The 17,658-nt window shown below is 61.3% G+C and carries 15 protein-coding genes and 3 pseudogenes; 9 read left to right on the top strand and 9 right to left on the bottom strand.

Going from position 1 to position 17,658, the window contains the following annotated elements; translation table 11 throughout:
- The first annotated feature begins 2 nt into the window (after positions 1-2).
- The 7 genes from ACTGJ9_RS30395 (at position 3) to ACTGJ9_RS30365 (ending at position 6,987) form a co-directional block, all read left to right on the top strand.
- A complete protein-coding gene (locus tag ACTGJ9_RS30395; protein ID WP_456674061.1) occupies positions 3-1,016 on the top strand; it encodes an ABC transporter ATP-binding protein in 1,014 nt (337 codons plus the stop codon).
- Positions 1,016-1,999: an ABC transporter ATP-binding protein gene (locus ACTGJ9_RS30390; protein ID WP_456678680.1), complete on the top strand. Its 984-nt coding sequence runs from the start codon at positions 1,016-1,018 to the stop codon at positions 1,997-1,999. Before ACTGJ9_RS30395 ends, ACTGJ9_RS30390 begins: the two co-directional genes overlap by 1 nt.
- A complete protein-coding gene (locus ACTGJ9_RS30385) occupies positions 1,980-2,966 on the top strand; it encodes an NAD-dependent epimerase/dehydratase family protein (RefSeq protein WP_456674060.1) in 987 nt (328 codons plus the stop codon). Before ACTGJ9_RS30390 ends, ACTGJ9_RS30385 begins: the two co-directional genes overlap by 20 nt.
- Entirely contained in the window at positions 2,959-3,417 is a 459-nt protein-coding gene (locus tag ACTGJ9_RS30380) for a RidA family protein (RefSeq protein ID WP_456674059.1), read from the top strand. The genes ACTGJ9_RS30385 and ACTGJ9_RS30380 overlap by 8 nt, the downstream gene beginning before the upstream one ends.
- Positions 3,418-3,499: 82 nt before the next feature.
- Entirely contained in the window at positions 3,500-5,092 is a 1,593-nt protein-coding gene (locus ACTGJ9_RS30375) for an ABC transporter substrate-binding protein (protein ID WP_456674058.1), read from the top strand.
- Positions 5,093-5,173: 81 nt separating this feature from the next.
- Complete coding sequence (locus ACTGJ9_RS30370) at positions 5,174-6,118, top strand: ABC transporter permease (protein WP_456674057.1); 945 nt, start codon at positions 5,174-5,176, stop codon at positions 6,116-6,118.
- Between the two features lie 8 nt (positions 6,119-6,126).
- Positions 6,127-6,987: an ABC transporter permease gene (locus tag ACTGJ9_RS30365; protein ID WP_456674056.1), complete on the top strand. Its 861-nt coding sequence runs from the start codon at positions 6,127-6,129 to the stop codon at positions 6,985-6,987.
- A gap of 14 nt (positions 6,988-7,001) precedes the next feature.
- On the opposite strand, the gene ACTGJ9_RS30360 is transcribed toward ACTGJ9_RS30365, so the two are convergent.
- Entirely contained in the window at positions 7,002-7,721 is a 720-nt protein-coding gene (locus tag ACTGJ9_RS30360; protein ID WP_456674055.1) for a FadR/GntR family transcriptional regulator, read from the bottom strand.
- Between the two features lie 217 nt (positions 7,722-7,938).
- Between ACTGJ9_RS30360 and ACTGJ9_RS30355 the strand changes: the two genes are divergently transcribed.
- A complete protein-coding gene (locus tag ACTGJ9_RS30355) occupies positions 7,939-8,814 on the top strand; it encodes an alpha/beta hydrolase (RefSeq protein WP_456674054.1) in 876 nt (291 codons plus the stop codon).
- Between the two features lie 15 nt (positions 8,815-8,829).
- Positions 8,830-9,453: a hypothetical protein gene (locus tag ACTGJ9_RS30350; RefSeq protein ID WP_456674053.1), complete on the top strand. Its 624-nt coding sequence runs from the start codon at positions 8,830-8,832 to the stop codon at positions 9,451-9,453.
- A gap of 7 nt (positions 9,454-9,460) precedes the next feature.
- Here the strand turns inward: ACTGJ9_RS30350 and ACTGJ9_RS30345 are convergent.
- The 8 genes and pseudogenes from ACTGJ9_RS30345 to ACTGJ9_RS30310 all read right to left on the bottom strand — a co-directional run bounded on the left by ACTGJ9_RS30345 (position 9,461) and on the right by ACTGJ9_RS30310 (position 17,654).
- A protein-coding gene (locus ACTGJ9_RS30345; RefSeq protein ID WP_456674052.1) for an IS630 family transposase occupies positions 9,461-10,422 on the bottom strand; the annotation gives its coding sequence in 2 pieces (ribosomal slippage) (positions 9,461-10,086 and positions 10,086-10,422; 963 coding nt in all).
- Positions 10,423-10,841: 419 nt separating this feature from the next.
- Positions 10,842-12,067: pseudogene (locus ACTGJ9_RS30340) on the bottom strand (IS91 family transposase).
- 19 nt (positions 12,068-12,086) lie between these two features.
- Positions 12,087-12,947 carry a tyrosine-type recombinase/integrase gene (locus ACTGJ9_RS30335; protein WP_354266888.1) on the bottom strand — a complete coding sequence of 287 codons (861 nt, stop codon included), beginning with the start codon at positions 12,945-12,947 and terminating at the stop codon, positions 12,087-12,089.
- A gap of 681 nt (positions 12,948-13,628) precedes the next feature.
- Entirely contained in the window at positions 13,629-14,156 is a 528-nt protein-coding gene (locus tag ACTGJ9_RS30330) for a DUF1269 domain-containing protein (RefSeq protein WP_456674051.1), read from the bottom strand.
- A 643-nt stretch (positions 14,157-14,799) separates the two neighbouring features.
- Positions 14,800-15,116, bottom strand: a pseudogene (locus ACTGJ9_RS30325) (DUF992 domain-containing protein).
- A 203-nt stretch (positions 15,117-15,319) separates the two neighbouring features.
- Positions 15,320-15,967 (bottom strand): urease accessory protein UreG, encoded by a 648-nt coding sequence (gene ureG / locus ACTGJ9_RS30320; RefSeq protein ID WP_456678679.1) that lies wholly within the window; start codon positions 15,965-15,967, stop codon positions 15,320-15,322.
- Between the two features lie 26 nt (positions 15,968-15,993).
- Positions 15,994-16,500, bottom strand: coding sequence for an urease accessory protein UreE (locus ACTGJ9_RS30315; RefSeq protein WP_456674050.1), 507 nt, complete (start codon positions 16,498-16,500; stop codon positions 15,994-15,996).
- A gap of 69 nt (positions 16,501-16,569) precedes the next feature.
- Positions 16,570-17,654 (bottom strand): annotated as a pseudogene (locus tag ACTGJ9_RS30310) (urea transporter).
- Positions 17,655-17,658: the final 4 nt, after the last annotated feature.

The following is a 17,658-nucleotide window of genomic DNA, read 5'->3' as shown; positions in this document are numbered from 1 at the left end:
GAATGGCCAAGCGCCAGCCCGTGCTCGAAATCGATGACCTGAAGACTTGGTTTTATACCGACGCCGGAATCGTCAAGGCTGTAAATGGCGTGACGCTCTCCGTGGTCCATGGCGAGACGTTGGCGATCGTCGGCGAGTCCGGCTCGGGCAAGTCGGTTACCGGCCTGACCGTCATGCGTCTGCTCGGGCGGCAAAAGGCGAGAACCGGTGGACGCATCGAGGGTGGTCAGATCCGCTTCCGCAATCGCGACGGCCGATCTCTCGATCTTGCGGCTGCGTCCGACGCCGAGATGGCCGGTATCCGAGGTCGAGACATCGCGATGATTTTTCAGGATCCGATGTCCAGCCTCAACCCGGTGTTCCCGATCGGAGATCAGATTGCGGAGCCGATCCGCATCCACAAGAAGCTCGACCCCCGCACGGCGCGACAGATGGCGATCACCCTGCTGCGCGATGTCGGCATCAGCGATCCGGAGCGGCGTGTCGATGCATTTCCCCATGAACTGTCCGGCGGCATGCGCCAGCGGGTCATGATAGCGATTGCGCTTGCCTGCGACCCGACGCTGCTGATCGCCGACGAGCCGACCACGGCGCTCGACGTGACGGTCCAGGCTCAGATCATTGGGCTCCTGAAGCGGTTGCAGAAGGAGCGCGGCATGGCTTTGATCTTCGTCACCCATGACCTGAAGCTCGTCGAGGAGATCGCCGACAAGGTGGCGGTGATGTATGCGAGCCAGATCGTGGAGCAGGGTCCGGCAGGCGAGGTTCTCGCCAATCCGCGTCACCCATATACGAAGGCGCTACTTGCCTGTGCTCCTCACGGAGCGGGCCATGGCGCACGCCTCGCGCCCATTCCGGGCGTGTTGCCGACGCCGCTGAATCCGCCGGCAGGCTGCCGCTTTCATGCGCGCTGCGGGATCGCCGTCGCCGCGTGTAGCGAGAAGGTGCCGGAATTGGAGGCCGTTGGTTCAGGCCACGTGTCGCGCTGCTTCCGCTGGCGAGAGCTTGTATCATGATGCCAGCGCGGTCCGAACTTCTCCATGATCAGAAGTCCAGCCAGACCTTGTTGGCGGTCACAGGCTTGACCAAGTATTTCGGCACCAGTCCGGCCGTTCGCGCGGTCGAAGAGGTCTCGTTCACCCTCGACAAGGGGCAGGTCCTCGGCGTTGTCGGCGAATCCGGCTCAGGCAAGTCGACGATTGGCCGGCTCGCGTTGCGTCTGCTGACGCCGACGGCCGGGACGGTGAGCTACGCCGGGCAGGATCTGGGTGCTCTCGCGCCCCAGGACCTGCGGCGCTTCCGCCGGCACATGCAGATGATCTTCCAGGACCCGTTCGCAAGCCTCAATCCGCGTATGACGATCGGTGATGCGCTGATCGAGCCCATTCGCCTCCATCGCGGTCTGAACAAGGCGAAAGCGCTCGAGGAAGTCGGGTTGCTGCTCGAAAAAGTTGGCCTCACACGCGAGCATCTCAAACGTTATCCGAGGGCCTTCTCGGGTGGTCAGCGGCAGCGCGTGGCGATTGCACGAGCGCTCGCCTCGAATCCGAGCTTCATTGTCGCGGACGAGCCGGTCTCGGCCCTCGACGTCTCGATTCAGGCCGAGGTGCTCAACCTGTTGCAGGGTCTCCAGCGCGATTTGTCGCTGACAATGATGTTCATTAGTCACGATCTGTCGGTCGTGGAAGTCATCTCTGATAGGGTGATGGTGCTCTACCTCGGGCGGGTGATGGAACTCGCAGAGAACTCGGCGCTGTTCGGCCGGACCGCTCACCCTTACACGGCCGCGTTGATGCATGCGGCGCCTGGAGCGCGGCCGCGTGGCGACCGCATCGTACTCTCGGGCGAGATCCCAAGCCCGAGCGCCCCGCCATCGGGCTGCGTCTTCCGGACGCGCTGCCCCTTCGTTCTGCCCGATTGCGCCAAGGCTGTCCCGCCGCTGCGCGAAACCGCTCCCGGTCATTGGAAGGCCTGCATCCGTGACGACCTTTCCCTCTGAGCGGATGCCACACCCGGTTCGGACCGTCCTGGTCGCCGGCGGACTTGGCTTCGTGGGTTCGCATGTCGTGCGTGCACTGGTTCAGGCCGGATACGCTCCGGTGCTGTTCGGACCGTCGATGGCGGAAGACAGGCTCTCGGATTTGGTCGGTCGGTATCAGACAGTCGAGGGGTCGATCGGCGACCGGGCTGCGCTCGACGCAGTTTTCTCGCGATTCAAGCCTGAAGCTGCCGTATCCTGTGTCGCGCATAGTGTCGGCAGGCTTGGTCTAATGCGGTCCGGCGAGAGTGAGGCCGATGCCGCGCTCGCGATCAACGTCGCGGGCCACGGCACGCTCATCGAGGCGGCGTGCGCCGCCGGCGTCCGTCGCATCGTTTGGACCAGCTCGACTGTCATTTACGGGCCGGTGTCGGATTACGATGCGGCCCGCGTCGACGAAGACGACAAGCCTGCGCCAACCACCTGGTACGGTCTGACCAAGCAGTTGGCGGAGGCATTATCTGTCTTCATGGCGAGGCGGCACGGCATCGAGATCGTCGGCCTGCGTCTTCCGTTGGTGCTCGGGCAGGGACTCTGGTACCAGGGCGCGGCAAGTGCGATCGTTGACCTGTTCTCCGCAGCACGCGATGGCCGGGACGCAGAGGTCGCATTCCACGATCAACCGGTCGATCTGATGCACGTCGGCGATGTCGCCCGCGCGGTTCTGGCCGTTTTGCGCCATTCCGGGTCGCTCGAACCGGTCTATAATCTTAAGGGCTTCGAGGCGAGCATTGTCGATGTCATCGATGAGCTCCGCCGCGCGAAGCCCGGTGCCCGGATCTCGTTCGAGCGCATCGCGCCTGCGCTTCTCTTCCCGCTGATCAGCGGCAGACGGCTCGAGACGGCGACGGGCTTTTCGCCTCGTTACGATCTCGGCGCTCTTGTCCACGATCTCCTGGTTCCAAAGCTGGAGCAAGCTCATGATTGAACAGCGTCTCACCGAACTCGGCATTAGCTTGCCCGAAGCGGCGTCGCCCGCCTTCAACTACGTCCCGGTGACTCTCCATCGCGGCCTTGCGCATGTCGCGGGGCAGCTTCCCAAGGTCGACGGTGAGGTGAGGGTGCAGGGCAAGGTGGGCGGCGCAGTCTCGCTCGATACAGCTTGCGGTGAGGCGCGCATTTGCATTCTGCAGGGGCTCGCCTGCCTGAAACAGGTGCTGGGAAATCTGGACCGTATCGAGCGCGTCCTGAAGGTCACGGGGTTCGTGGCGTCCGCGCCCGGCTTCAACGACCAGCCGAAGGTTCTCGACGCCGCATCCGACCTACTCGGCAAGATCCTCGGCGATGCGGGACGCCACGCGCGCTCCGCTGTCGGTGTCGCCGAGTTGCCACGCAATTGTGCCGTCGAGATCGAGATGGTTGTGGCTTACCGCGAGTGAGCCGGTCGACAATCGAGGGCGGCGACGCGCAATGAAAAACCCGAGTTCGAAGTCACAGCTCCTGGCGAGAAGGACAAAAATAATGGTCAGTTTCGATGCTTTCGGTTTGATGGACCGACGCACATTGCTGGCGCTTGGTGGCATGGCCGGAGTCGCGGCCATCCTGAGGCCCGCTCGCGCGAGTGATCTGTACGGTCCCAAGGCGTCCGACGCGAAATCGGGCGGCACTCTGAGCATGGGCCTGCTGGTGGAGCCTCCGGGGCTCGACCCCTTTCATCAGGCTGCGGACGCGCGTATCCGGCTGACTGTCCTGATGTATCAGGGCCTGTTCTACGAAAGCCCGGATGGAACGGCTATGCCGCTGCTGGCCGAGGGTTTCGATTTATCCAGCGATCGGCTCGCCTATACGGTGCGTCTGCGCGAGGGCGTCAAATTCCACACCGGTCAGTTAATGACCGCCAAGGATGTGGCCTATAGCTACAACTACATCCGGGATCCCAAGAACGGCTCACCCGGTGCTGGTGACTTCGCCATCATCTCCGGCATCGAGGCGATCGATGACGCGACCGTCAAGATCAGCATCTCGTCGCCCAACGCGGCGCTGCCCATGACACTCGGCAACAAGTATGGCGGCGTGGTGCCGGCCGGTTATTTCGATGACGCAGATGCCAGGACCAAACTCAACCAGGCGAGCGTCGGTACCGGGCCGTTCAAGCTTTCCGAATTCAAGCCGAACAGCAGTGCGACGCTGGTACGCAATCCCGAGTACTGGGAGCTGGGCCTGCCCTATCTCGATCGCATCAACTTCGTGTTCGTCCCGAATGCGGCGAGCCTCCTGGTCGGATTGAGAAACAAGCGGGTCGACATCGCGACGCTGACCCGCCCGCAAGATCTCAAGCAGGTCGAAGGCGTGGCCGGACTCGTCGTCGAGCGCTCGCTCTCGTTCAACCAGAAAGCAATCGACCTCGGCTCTGAGCTCAAGCCACTTGACGACGAGCGGGTGCGCCGGGCCATCGCGCTCGGTGTCGACAAACAGGAGATCATGCGGGCTTCGGTCGGCGGTCTCGGCAAGGTCATCGGAACCATGGTCGCCGGCATGCAGCAGAGTTGGGGCGTTCCACTCGACCAATTGCCAAACCGGTCAGTCGACATTGTCGCTGCCAAGAAGCTTCTGGCGGAAGCCGGTCATCCGGATGGCTTCGAGCTGACGCTGACCACCATCATCGGATACGATTGGATGGATGCCGCCGCTGTTACGCTCCGCGAGCAGCTTGCCAAGATCGGCATCAAGCTCGCAATCCAGCGCATCGAGCTCGGTGTTTGGGTGAAGAACTTCCAGTCGAAGCAAATGGGTTTCACGTTCAACGACTGGGCGACGGTGCCTGACCCGCACCTGCTTTTCTATCGGCACTTCCACAAAGCGCCGGGAGGTGCTGATTTCCGCAACTGGAACAACGAGGCGGCGAGCAAGCTGCTCGACGACGGCCGCATCGAAAATGATCCCGCGAAGCGCCGGGAGATCTACAACAACTTCCAGAAGATCATGGCCGAAAGCGTGCCGACGATCATGCTGTTCTCGGCCGACCATATCGTCGTTCGGAACGAGAAGGTCCGGAACTACGAGCAGCATCCGACCGGGTGGTACTACGGCCTGGCGCGGGCCTGGATCGCCTGATGATGAAACGCAAGCGGCGGCGTGCGCCGTTGCTTGCGTCCCGATACGAAGCTAAGCAACCGGGCTCAAGAGCCGCATTCGATGGCCAACTACCTCGCGAAACGACTGTCCGCATCCATATTCACGGCTCTGCTCGCATCGATCGTGATATTTCTGCTGGTGCGTTCAGTGCCTGGAGACGTCGTCGGGCAGATGCTCGGGCAGACCAGCGATCCTGTCGCTGCCAAGGCGCTGCGCGAGTTCTTCGGGCTCGATCAGCCTGCGTGGCAGCAATACCTCGGTTGGTTGAGACATGTCGTTACGGCCGATTTCGGCACGAGCTGGACACGCGGTCAGCCGGTCCTTGGCATGATTGGGTCGGCGCTGGGCGTGACACTGGAGCTCTCGACCGCGACGCTTCTACTTGCGACGCTTGTCGGCGTGCCGCTCGGCGTTGTCGCGGCGATTTACGAAGGCCGGGCGCTCGACCGCCTGATCCAGACCTTCAATCTGCTTGGCCTCGCGGCGCCGGTCTTCTGGATCGGCCTGATGCTGCTGGTTGGCGTCTCCGTTGCTTTCGACTGGTCGCCGCCTTTGGTTTACGCTCCGCCGACGCAATCGCTGACCGACAATCTATCGATACTTATGCTTCCGGTGCTTAGCCTTGCCTTGCTGCAGGCCGCCGCCTATAGCCAGTTCGTGCGGCAAAGCGTCGTATCCGCCCTCGGGCAGGACTACGTGCGTACGGCCGTCGCCAAGGGCGTGCCGAAGCGGATCGTGTTCTTCAAGCATGTGCTGCGCAACATCGCGATACCGCTGATCACATTCATGGGATTGATCCTGATCCAGATTCTCGGCGGTGCCGTCATCATCGAGAGCCTGTTTGCGCTGCCCGGCCTCGGCAGGCTTCTGCTGTCGTCGATCGAGACGCGCGATTATCCCGTGCTTCAGGCCGGGCTTCTCGTCGTCGTCGTCATCGCGATGCTGGTCAACCTGGTCGTCGACCTTCTTTACCGGATAATCGATCCACGTGTCCGCCTGAGCTAGGCTTTGCCATGAATGCTTCCTCCATCGCTCAATCCAGCCCCAGCCGGTTCTCCTGGATCGTCGGTCGCGCGCGCCGCGAGCCGGATCTCGCGTTGGGTGTTGTGATACTTACCGCTGTGCTGCTGATCGCGCTGTTTCCCGACCTGTTCACCGGAAAGTCGCCAACCGCGGTCGATGTCCAGGGCGCAATGGAGGCGCCATCCGCGCTACATCTGTTCGGCACGGACGATGTCGGCCGCGACGTGTTCGCCAGGGTCTTTCATGGCGCGCGCATCACTTTGTCGATCTGTGCGTCCTCCTTGATCGCGGCAGCGCTGATCGGCGGCAGCTTGGGCCTGATCTCGGGATTCGTGGGCGGGCGCATCGACATGCTGCTGGGCCGCCTCATTGATGTGATCCTGAGCTTTCCGCCGATCATTCTCGGCGTCATGGTGACCGGCATTCTCGGTCCGAAGACGGTCAACCTCGTCTTTGCCCTGACGGTGGTCTACGTCCCTGTGTTCTTTCGGATCGCCCGCTCCGGCGCCATGTCCGAGAGCGCGCTGACCTATGTGGAGGCGGCGCGCAGCATCGGGCTGTCCGAGCCTTGGATCCTGTTCCGCCACGTCAGCCGCAACGTTCTGCCGCTCATCCTGGTCCAGTGCATGGTGCTGTTTCCCCTGGTGCTGCAAATTCAGTCTGCACTTGGATTTCTTGGCCTTGGTGTGCAGCCGCCGACCCCCGATTGGGGCGCGATACTTCAGCAGGGCAAGGATTACATTCTGCTGGCGCCCTGGATGTCGGCCTTTCCAGGGCTGGCGATCCTGATTACCGCGCTGGCGCTCACGCTGGTCGGCCGCGGCTTGCAGCGAAGAATGGATCAGCGCTGACGTTTATGAGTCGTTTAGCTCTCGCTGACTGACATCAGCGTCCGCAGCAGATAGCTGCGGATGAGTTCGCGCGCGGTTGCAGCGTCTCGCCGGGTGAGGGCGTCGACGATTGCCGCATTGTCGCGCGCCGCCGCCTCGCGGACGGCACTCATCGGAAGTGGGTGACTTAAGGGCCGGCTCCAACCGGCTTTACGTCGCGACTCCAAGATCCGTTCAAAGATCGAAATGAGAAAACTGTTGCGGGAGGCGCGGACGATCGCGAGATGAAGCGCATATTTGGCTTCTTTGAATTCGCTCCAGGTCATGGCGTCGCGAAGCGCGTGAAGGTAGGTCGTTAGGGTGGCAAGGTCTTCCTCGCTCGCCCTTTCTGCAACCAACTCCGCCAGCGCCGGCTCGAACATGAGACGGGCCTCGAGTAGCTCGCCGAGGCCGAATTCCGAATCCTCGGTCGTCGCCGGCGCGCCCTTGTCCCGGCTGCGGGCAACGAATGTGCCGCGCCCGACATGGCGCACAATCAGCCCCTCATCGACAAGGAGGTTCATCGTCTTGCGCACTGTATTGCGTGCCGCGCCGAAGCGCGATGCCAGTGCACGTTCGGTCGGAAGCCGGGTGCCAGTCCGCAACCGTCCTTCAACGATAGAACTTCTCAGGCTCTGGTAGATGGCGGCGCTATCGGAATCGGATTTGATACGCGCGCTCGCTTCGTCCGAATGTCTGGCCAGCGTCTCGATCATTTTGGTCTAATTTGGTCCTGCTGCCGTAAGCCGCGGATATGCCATTCGGGCCTACCATATTGAAAGTGCAAGAAGTCGTCGGCGTCGGGTCAGAATTGGTTGCAGTTGGGTAGTATTGGTTGATAGTAGAATGGAGGGTGCGTAGGGCGCAATGGCTGATTTCTCGCGTCGCGGCGAAGAAACCGGCCAGCATCGTGATTGAGAATAAGGAAGTCCCATGTCCGCCGAAAAGCCGTCCTGGTCATCACTCTCCCCGACCGAGCATGAATTTCAATACAACCCGCAGGCGGCATTTCCGAACTTCAAAGATGCTCAAGCAAGCCGGGCAACGATCAACGCGATGGCATTGACGAGCCTGGAGCGGCACGCGGATCGGGCCTATGGCGAGCATGCGCTGCGGAAGCTGGATGTCTATCCAGCCCCAGCCGGGGACACGCCCGCGCCTGTCCATATCTTCTTTCACGGGGGGTACTGGCGAGCACAAGATAAGCAAAATTTTGCCTTCGTGGCCCTGCCGCTGGTTGCCGCCGGGATCACCACCGTTATCGCCAATTACGAGCTTTGCCCTGCCTCGACTCTCGACGGTGTTGCCGAATCGGCCATTGCTGCCGTGGACTGGGTCCGGCGCGAAGCATCCAGCTTCGGCGGCGACCCGCGCCGGATCAGCCTGTCGGGGCACTCAGCCGGCGCGCATCTCACCGCCGAATGCATGGCGCATGATTGGGCGGCCGCAGGCATTGACCCGACCTTCATCATCGGAGCCGTCATGATCAGCGGCATCTACAATCCGCGTCCGGTCATGGGAACCAGCGTCAACGCCGAAGTCCGGTTGACCGAAGACGTCGCGGTGCGACGAGACGTCGAGCGCCGGCCAGTCTTCGCCAACTGCCCGACGACGCTGTTCGTCGGCGGCCTCGAGCCCTGGCACTGGATCGAGCAAACCTACCGCTATTCGCACCATCTTCATCGCAGCCACCTCAATCCCGAAGTCCACACGCTGCCGCGTTGGGGACATTTCGATATCCTGAATGAATTCACGGAGGCGGGAAGCCCGATCCTGCGCAGCGTGATGGCAAAGGCGAAGCAAGCCTGAGTTTCGGAGAAGACTATGAGCAGCCAGTCGTGGCGGATGACTGTCTACGATCTCGCTCCCGCGTCGCGATGCACGGTCGCCCCAGGCGGCCATGCCTTCGTCTACGCGGCAGGTGGCGCCGTGACCGTTGCCGGCACCGATATCGCCACCGGAGAAGGAGCGTTTGCCAGCGAGGGCGACATTATCGAAAGCTCGCATCCTGCTTGGATTTACGAGGTCGTGGGGGGCACGGCGGCGACGCGCTGCGAAACGGGCCTGTTTATCCTGTTGTCCCGTCTCGTCGTCGTTCCGCGGGGCGGCTGCATGATCCGGGCCGACCGCGTCGAGTCGCCCTCGGGTGCCCAGACGCCGGCCCATCGACATCGTGGGCCGGGTATTCGACGGCTTGAGCGTGGCCAACTATTGGCCCAGGTTGGTGATCGCATCGATCGGATCGAGGCGGGCCAAGCCTGGTTCGAATCCGGTCAGGAAACCGTCGTTGGACTTAACATTAGCGGTGGGGGCAACGCGTTCATTCGCGTCATGCTCCTGCCGTCGGACCTGGCTGGCGGGCGTAGCTCATTCATCGCGGCAACCTCGGAAGACGCTGCGAAGCCTCGCGCCGCAAACGTGCGATTGTTCGGTGAGCGCGTCATCTGAAGCCACTCTAGAGCGTTAGCCGATCAGGTTGCAAATATCCTGCGGCTGCGAAGTAGTTTGTGGATTCTGTGGGTGTGTAGGTGTCGACGATGCGACCAATAGCGTCCCAGAGACCATTGACCGTACGTTCGGCGGCCTTTCGCAAATTTGCTTTGAGCTTGGCGAACGCATTCTCGATTGGGTTGAGGTCGGGGCTGTAGGGCGGAAGATAGAGGAGCGTTGCGCCGGCGTCTTCGATCATCTGGCGTATGCGCGGCCCTTTATGGCTGGAGAGGTTGTCCATGATGACAATCGCGTCTTGCGGAAGTTCGGGGATGAGCACCTTTTCCACATAGGGCTCGAAGGCATCACGGTTGATAGGGCCATCGAGCACCCAGGGCGCGATGATACCGCGCGTGGTTAAAGCGGCCACGCCGGTTGTTGTTTTCCGGTGGCCGTGCGGAACGGCAGCTCGCAGACGTTCGCCGCGCTGGCAGCGGCCATGTGTTCGCGCCATGTTGGTCGACGCCCAGGTCTCATCAATGAAGACGAGCCGCTCCCGATCGAGTTTGCCTTGGCTCTCGCGCCAGGCTTCCCGCCGCGTCAAGACATCCGGGCGATCCTGCTCTGTGGCATGGGCGGTCTTTTTTTGCGCGTGATATTGTGGCGCTCGAAGAAGCGCCGGATCGTCCCATAACCAAAGGAAAGACCTTCCTTGCTCAGGCTGTCACGCAATTCCTCGATGGTGATGTCAGGAGTTGCCTTGAGCAAGGCCATAATCCTCGCCTGATGGGCGTCGATCCGATGGGACTTGCGATCTCCGCCCTGAACTCTTGGCTGGGCATCCCCTTGCTCCCGCTGGCGTATCCGCCACCGGCTGACGCTCGCCGCGCTTACTCCAAACCGCTCGGCAGCCTGCCGGCCGGATACGCCGCCCGCAAGGGCGGCAAGCACTCGTTCACGAAGGTCCATCGACAGCGGCTTCGCCATGCCCGCCGGCCTCCAGTCCCGGCGAACAGCTTGAATCACCAAAACGCTGATTTGTGAATCTGGAGGGTTCTGTGAGGTCGCGTTCACGCGATGGTGCGGCAGGTGCAGTTGTGCGACCTCATTGAAGCCGGATTGAACGAAGGCGCGGGCGGTTATGCGCGGTTTTGCAGCTATGGGGATTGTTGGAGATCGCGAGGTCCGGTCTGCCGGCTCGGCCGTGTGCGGCAGCGACACGAGATGTGCGCATCGGCAATGGATTGGGATCAGACGCGCTTTGCGAGCGGTGGCGATGGGCGGAGCGCTGCATCGGGCGGTTGTTGTCGCACAATGTGGCAGCACGGATTCGACAGCGTCCACGATGATCGAGCCGCTGGGAGTGGGATGACACATGATGATTGTCGTACATGGCATGAGCTGGCTCACGATGTGTCGCACTGGAACGGTGATGTTCGAGGGCTGGAGCAATTGAAGCTGTGTCGAAAGCGCTCGACGATGCGCATGACGCCGCCACAATCGGGACAGGGAGGAACCTCGGCCCGCGTCGGAGGGTCCGAACTCACGGGCGACGCCTCAATATTGTTTGGCGCTGTCCGCTCATGATCAAGAAGGGCACGGCAAAGCGCGAGCCTGGCGGCGCGATGGCGGTTAGCCATGAAGCCGAAATGGCGGATGCGGTGGAAGCCGTGGGCAACGTGTGAAGAAGGAAGCGGCGGATGAACTCGTCGGCCTTGAGCTTCATGATCTTTGTCGCGCCGTTCTGGCGGTAGTCCTTCCAGGTAAAGGCGACGTGATCCTCGTCGAGGGCTACGAGCCGGCTGTTGGCTATTGCAACGCGATGGGTATAGCGGCCGAGATAGGCCAGCACCTGCGCAGGGCCGCCGAACGGCCGCTTGGCGTAGACAACCCAGCTGATGCGCCGCATAGCGACGAGATGAGCTGCGAAGGCAGCAGGCTCGGCCAGGGATGCGAGATCGCCGAAGAAGTTCAGGGTGCCGGCGTCGAAGGCGGCGGTCAGACGTTCGAGGAACAGGCGTCTGAACAGCCGGGCGAGCGGTTTGACGGCCAGGAAGAAGTTTGGTCGGCTGGCGATCCAGTGCGCGTTATCGGGCGAGAGGCCGCCGCCCGGCACGACGCAGTGGACGTGGGGATGGTGCGTCAGCGCCTGCCCCCAGGTGTGGAGGACGGCGACGACGCCGATCCCGGCGCCGAGCCGGCGTGGATTGGCGGCGAGCGTCGACATTGCCTCGGTGGCGGCTTTGAACAGGATCGCATAAACGATGGCCTTGTTCTGAAAGGCGATCGCGGCGATCGGAGTCGGCAGTGTGAAGACGACGTGGAAATAGGGAACCGGCAGCAGGTCGGCTTCTCGCGCGGCGAGCCACGCGGCTCGGTCTGGCCCCTGACACTTCGGACAGTGCCGGTTGCGGCAAGAATTGTAGGCGACGCGTGTCGTGCCGCAGTCGTCGCAAGCCTCCATGTGGCCGCCGAGCGCCTCGGTCCGGCACGCCACGATCGCGCTCATCACGCGCCGCTCGACCCGACCGAGATGACCGGCATGTACACGGCGATAGGTGTCGCCATGCCGGCGCAGAATATCGGCAATCTCGATGGCGGGCCTGTTGCAGCGGCTGTCGGGGCGGATCATCACCCGCATCCCGCCGCTGTCATCCAGATGGCGTCACCTCCAGCGACAGGCGGTCGAGCGGGCTCTGCGTCGCCCGGATGGTATGAGTGGCGACCTGCGTATAGCGCGCCGTCGACGACAAATTATTGTGCCCGAGCAAAACCTGGATGATCCGAATGTCGGTTCCGTTCTCGAGAAGATGCGTCGCGAAGCTGTGGCGCAGCGTGTGCAGCGTGACGCGCTTGGTCAGGCCCGCGGCCTTCACCGCCGAGCGGCAGGCGGCGTGCAACACGGTCGGATCAATCGGATGATCTTCGTCACGACCAGGGAACAGATAAAGCCGCGGCCGGGCGAGCCGCCAGTAGGTGCGCAGGATGCCCAGCAGCTGGGGCGACAGCATCACGTTGCGATCCTTCGCGCCCTTGCCGTGGCGCACCTGGATGACGCCGCGGGCGCTGTCGATGTCTTCGATCCGCAGTCCCGCGACCTCGGAGGCCCTGAGCCCGGCCGCATAGGCGGTGGTGAGCGCGGCGCGGCTCTTCAGGCTGGACACGGCCTCGAGGAACTGCACCACTTCGTCGGCGCTGAGAACGACCGGCAGCTTGCGCGGTTCTCGCGCATAGGGAATGCGCTCCGGGATGAGCGCCTCGCCGAGCGTGACGCCGTAGAAAAACCGTAGCGCACAGACAATCTGGTTCAGCGCCGGCCATGAGATGCCGGTCGAGACCAGATGCACCTGGAAGGCGCGGACGTCTTCCAGCTCTAACCGGTCAGGCGATCGGCCAAAATAGCGGCTGAACTTCGAAACCGCGCTGATGTAGGATCGTTGCGTCGCCGGCGACAGATTGCGGACGGTCATGTCTTCGATCATGCGGCGGCGAAGAGGGCTCAAATCGGCCATCTCGATACTCCTGTCTGAGGGGGTGGGCTCCAACACCCACATCCTCTCAGCCAGGAGGCGATCTACGCTACCTTGCCCCTCACGCCGCGGCAGCGGCTTCGTTCAATCCCAAACGATTCAGTCAGATGGGCTAACGCTCTAGCGTCAGATATTCTAGGCGTGAATCAGCTTTCGTCATGGCCAGGGCTTGTCCCAACGATCTACGTCTTTCCAGCTTCGGGCGCTAAAGACGTGAATGCCCGGCACAAGGCCGGGCACGACGACCTTAGGAGAATACCTCACTCTCGAACCGAGAAACCCAGTTCGCATAGTCTTCGGTCAGGTTCTTTTTGTGACCTGACGATCGATAGCCGGTACTAAGTCGTCGAGCATCCCGTTCTAGTAAACTGGCCCGGCCGCGTCGCGGTCGGGCTTTTTCTTGACCATCTACTGTTTTCTTGACCATCTACTTATTGTGATTGCGCCTGAGTTCCTGATCAGACTGTAGCTAAGACGGTACTCGATCATTGAAGCCGAACTGCGAACTGGCCGGTCTAGCTCCTCGCGATTGGCTCGCTTGAGCCAACGCATTCATAATCCGACGCAGCGCGCGCTCGCTCTCGGCCAAAGTCCTACTATGACCAGGCTCGGCACTCTTGATGTGGGCTATCATCGCCCGCCCGGCAGTTTCAAGATCGATAGCTAGGCAGCTCCGCTTGCTGGCGGTCGGGGCGGCGGCTCGGCCGTAGCCTTGGCCAGCACCTCGCGAAGTTTCTGTTCCTTCGCATCGTCGAGAGATGTTTTGAGAACCGTACCGCCCGCGTCCTGTATCTCTCGTAGAACTTTATCGGGCGTCATGTTCTTGACGAGAATGAACAGCGCCGCGTTGCCGGGCTTCAGAGGGGCGCCGAGGTCTTTCATAAAATTGTCGTTGATTCCGCAGTCCGTCAGGGCTCCACCGAGAGCTCCAGAGGCCGCACCTAGTGCAACTCCGATGAGCGGGTTAAGAAACAGCACGCCAATCAGCGGGCCCCAACAACTGCCTGAGGCAGCTCCCATCGCGGTCGTATTGACCAACTGGTTGAGCTTGACGTCTCCAGAATTCTGTTTCACGGCGATGACGGCATCACTGAGTGTAATCAGGTATTCCTTTTGGAGCTTGAAGAGCCGCTGGCGGACCTCTTGGGCTTTAGCTCCGTCCGGGTACACGATCGCAACAACGTCAGACATTGACGGACCTCTTGGCACAGGTGCTCAAGCTAGAGTTGACATACTGTTTCGGGCCACGTGCATGCGCAAGCGACGCGGCTGTATACAAAGGCAACTACTGCCATTCGGGATGAAGGGCATGAGGGGCGCCGCGTGCTGAAGTCGTTAGAAGGCTTGTCCGGGAAACAGCTTGGGCGGGCAAAGGGCCCCGCCCAAGCTTATTATTTTTCCTACCAGGTCCATCCGCACTGGCGGCGCCCACGACGCCACCAGCACCTCCAGCGCCGACGTCGTCTGGGAGGGGGACGTCCGGGACCGGGGCCCCAGCCGGGACCCGGACCTGGCGCCCATTGCACGGGTTTGATATCCGACGGAGCAGGGAGCCCCGGTCCATGGGCAACTGGCATAGCCAGCGCAGACCCGACCAAGCTAGCGCCAACCGTGCCGACGGCGGCGGCCGCAATCGCGTTCTTTGCTAAACCCAGGAAGGCACGGCGGTGAGGTGCGCTCATTTCTGCTCCTCTTTTCGATTTGCGTTCTTCTGGATGGAGGCACGTATGAAGCTGGGCACCTTGGCATTCTGCGAATGGAGCCCGACGCCTCGCTAGAACCAAGTGGAGAGGATAAGGGTTCCGCCCTTCGTGAAATGTTTCGGGAGTCCTTATCAGCGCCCGCCGAACCTCAACTCGGCCACGCCCGCTGCGACGTTTAGTCGTTCCACGGATACGCGCTGGAGCATCACGCTGCGGCGTAAGCCGCCGATCAAGACGTTGGCTCCTAAACCCGGGCCGAAGGCAAGCTTTGCACTCGCGCCGACATACTGCCCGCTCAAGGTTCTTGGCCCGACGCGAGAGTTCTTGGCCAGATAAGCCAGGAAAGCGTCTGTTGGCTCGTGACGCCAAGATCGATTCCGATTCGGCGAATGCGTCGTTCATGGATGAAGCGCCGAGAGTCTCGCGTCCGATGAAACACAGGGCGCATGGATGAGTTGAGCCAGGACGAGTCCTACGCGTGCCTCCTAAAACAGACGAGCCGTCCCACTCTAAAGTTCTCGGCGTTTTCCGGTGACAAGAGAGCGAAACTGCCGGCGATTGCCGCGAAAACAGACGATGAGAGTCTCATATTTTTCATTTTTGCCTCTGACTTCTGTCGGAATGACAAGCTCTGCGTGAGAACGGCGCGGATCACATTGCCAACGTCCTAACGGCGTCCAGGGGAAGGTCGATTCCGCCATTTTCCAGAACGAAGTCGATGACGGTCTTGAGCCCCTTTCCACGTGACAAATCGGTAAAGCCGAACGGGCGCTCGCCACGCATGCGCATGGCATCTGCGCGCATGATTTCCAGATCGACGTTCACGTAAGGCGCTAAATCACTCTTATTTATGACGAGGAAGTCCGAACGAGTTATACCGGGTCCCCCTTTGCGCGGGATTTCTTCGCCCTGGCATACCGAGATAACGTAAAGCGTTAGATCGGCGAGATCCGGAGAGAACGTAGCAGCGAGATTGTCTCCGCCTGACTCGATGAAAATAATGTCAAGATCCGGAAACTTGCGGTTCATCTCGGCGATGGCCTGAAGGTTTATTGACGCATCTTCCCTTATGGCCGTGTGGGGACAGCCGCCAGTCTCGACACCCAGGATCCGATCCTCGGACAGTGCTTGATGCCTCGCCAAGATCAAGGCGTCTTCCTTGGTATAAATGTCGTTCGTGATAACCGCGATGGAAAGCTGCTGACGAAGCGTCTTGCACAGCTTCTCCGTGAGCGTGGTTTTGCCCGAGCCGACGGGGCCACCGATGCCTACTCTAAGGGGACCGTTGCGCGATGACATTTTGCTAACCTCGCTCATGGCTGGTTTCAGTCGTGACGATTGTGATTGTGCGCGTGGTCGTGGGAGAGGGGACTGCGGCAATGCTCCGCATCAGAAACTACCGAGCCACGCACCGGATTGAAAGGTCCGACAATCTCCTTGACGGATGCGCCGAGCCTTTCCAGCATCGCTTTGATCACGTGGTCGCGTAGAATTACTACGAGACCGTGTTCGACAGCCGCCGGCAGGTGTCGGTTTCCAATGTGCCAGGCGAGCTTGGCCAGATGCGCATCATTTCGGCCCTGGATCTCGTAAAGAGGCTCATCGGCTGCCTCGACAAGGACGACCGCGCCGTTGTCGAGGAGAAGTTCGTCGCCGGATGCCAGAACAACTGGTTCGGCAAGATCAACCAAGAGCTTGCTTCCATCTGTGAGTTTGATCGCTTTGCGACGCAGATGCCGCTCATCATGCTGCAAGACCGCCGTTCCGAGAGGCGGAAGCGGTTTCTCGGGCCCTCGTCCTGAAGACGATCGAACTGCGATTGCCTGCAACATTGACGCTCCTTCTCGTAACTGGTTTGCAGACAAAGGACCCAGCACACCGAATTCTGTAGCAAGAGTGACTCAATCGCCGCCACGGGGAGGAGGCGTTCGCGGAGGATTGCCTGCGCGGCTCAGACAGCTCTTGACCCCAAGGTAGCGGCGCCGATTATCCTCGGGAGTCGTCGCGTCGGCAGGCGGCACGGGCACGAGCGCTTTGAATGCATACTGTCCTATCAACATCGTCCACGTCACGATGACAAATGTGGACGTGAGCACAGGCATTCCAATGGGCTTTAGAAAGATAGCAACCGATGCCCACAGCCACGCGGACACTACCGCGCCGAAGACGGCGTAGAGCAAGCTGCTCCAGCTCATGACCAGAAAGAAGCCCCCGAGAGCGATTGCAGTCAAGGCGGAGTTATATCCGAACAGCCCGTCACGGATTGCTCCTTCCGGTCCACCGAAAACCACCGCAATTAAGGTGCCGATCAAGGCGCCAAGCAACGCCATAGCTGCGCTGATACGGGAGTTGGCCGCGATGCCCGCGAGAATGATGTAACCGCTGATCCAGCTGTCTTGGAAAAAATCTGTCCGATCGATGTGCCGACGCCCATATACCACGTCGACAATCCGTACTGGATATCGCGTGGGAACTGGTCCGGTGAGATCGGTTTGGCCATCGGGCCGGCATCGATGGCGTCGAATTTGAGTACGGCAAATAGAAAGAGCCAGCCGACCAGCACGAAAGGCATGGTCAGCGGAGCCACCTTGTGAGGGCCGAGAAGGGCGGCGATGCTGGCGAAAGCCATCGTCGTAAGCGATGCGGCGCAAAGAAGGTATACCGTCATCGCAACGGAAGGTATTGCGCCGGTGCGGAAGTCCTGGCTGGTAAAGGCCACAAGCGCAAGTGCTACGAGCGCGCCGTTGAATCCGAACAGCCCATTTCGGATAAGGCCCTTGTCGGCTTGAAGCACGATTGCCGTCAACGTGCTCGCGATTGCGCCGGCGATGCAGATGACTGCATAGATCCACGAGTTTGCGAAGAGCCCGGCCACGATGATGAGGCCGGACGCCGGATTGTTCTGAAAAACGACCTGTCCCACCCCACGAAGCGTCCAATCGATAAAGCCGAGGGTGGGGTGATCCTGGAATCTATCCAAATGCAAGAAA

This window comes from Bradyrhizobium sp. RDM12 (assembly GCF_051917485.1).
Lineage (GTDB): Bacteria > Pseudomonadota > Alphaproteobacteria > Rhizobiales > Xanthobacteraceae > Bradyrhizobium.
Note: the sequence above shows the minus strand (reverse complement) of the source record. Positions and strands in the feature narration are given on the sequence as shown.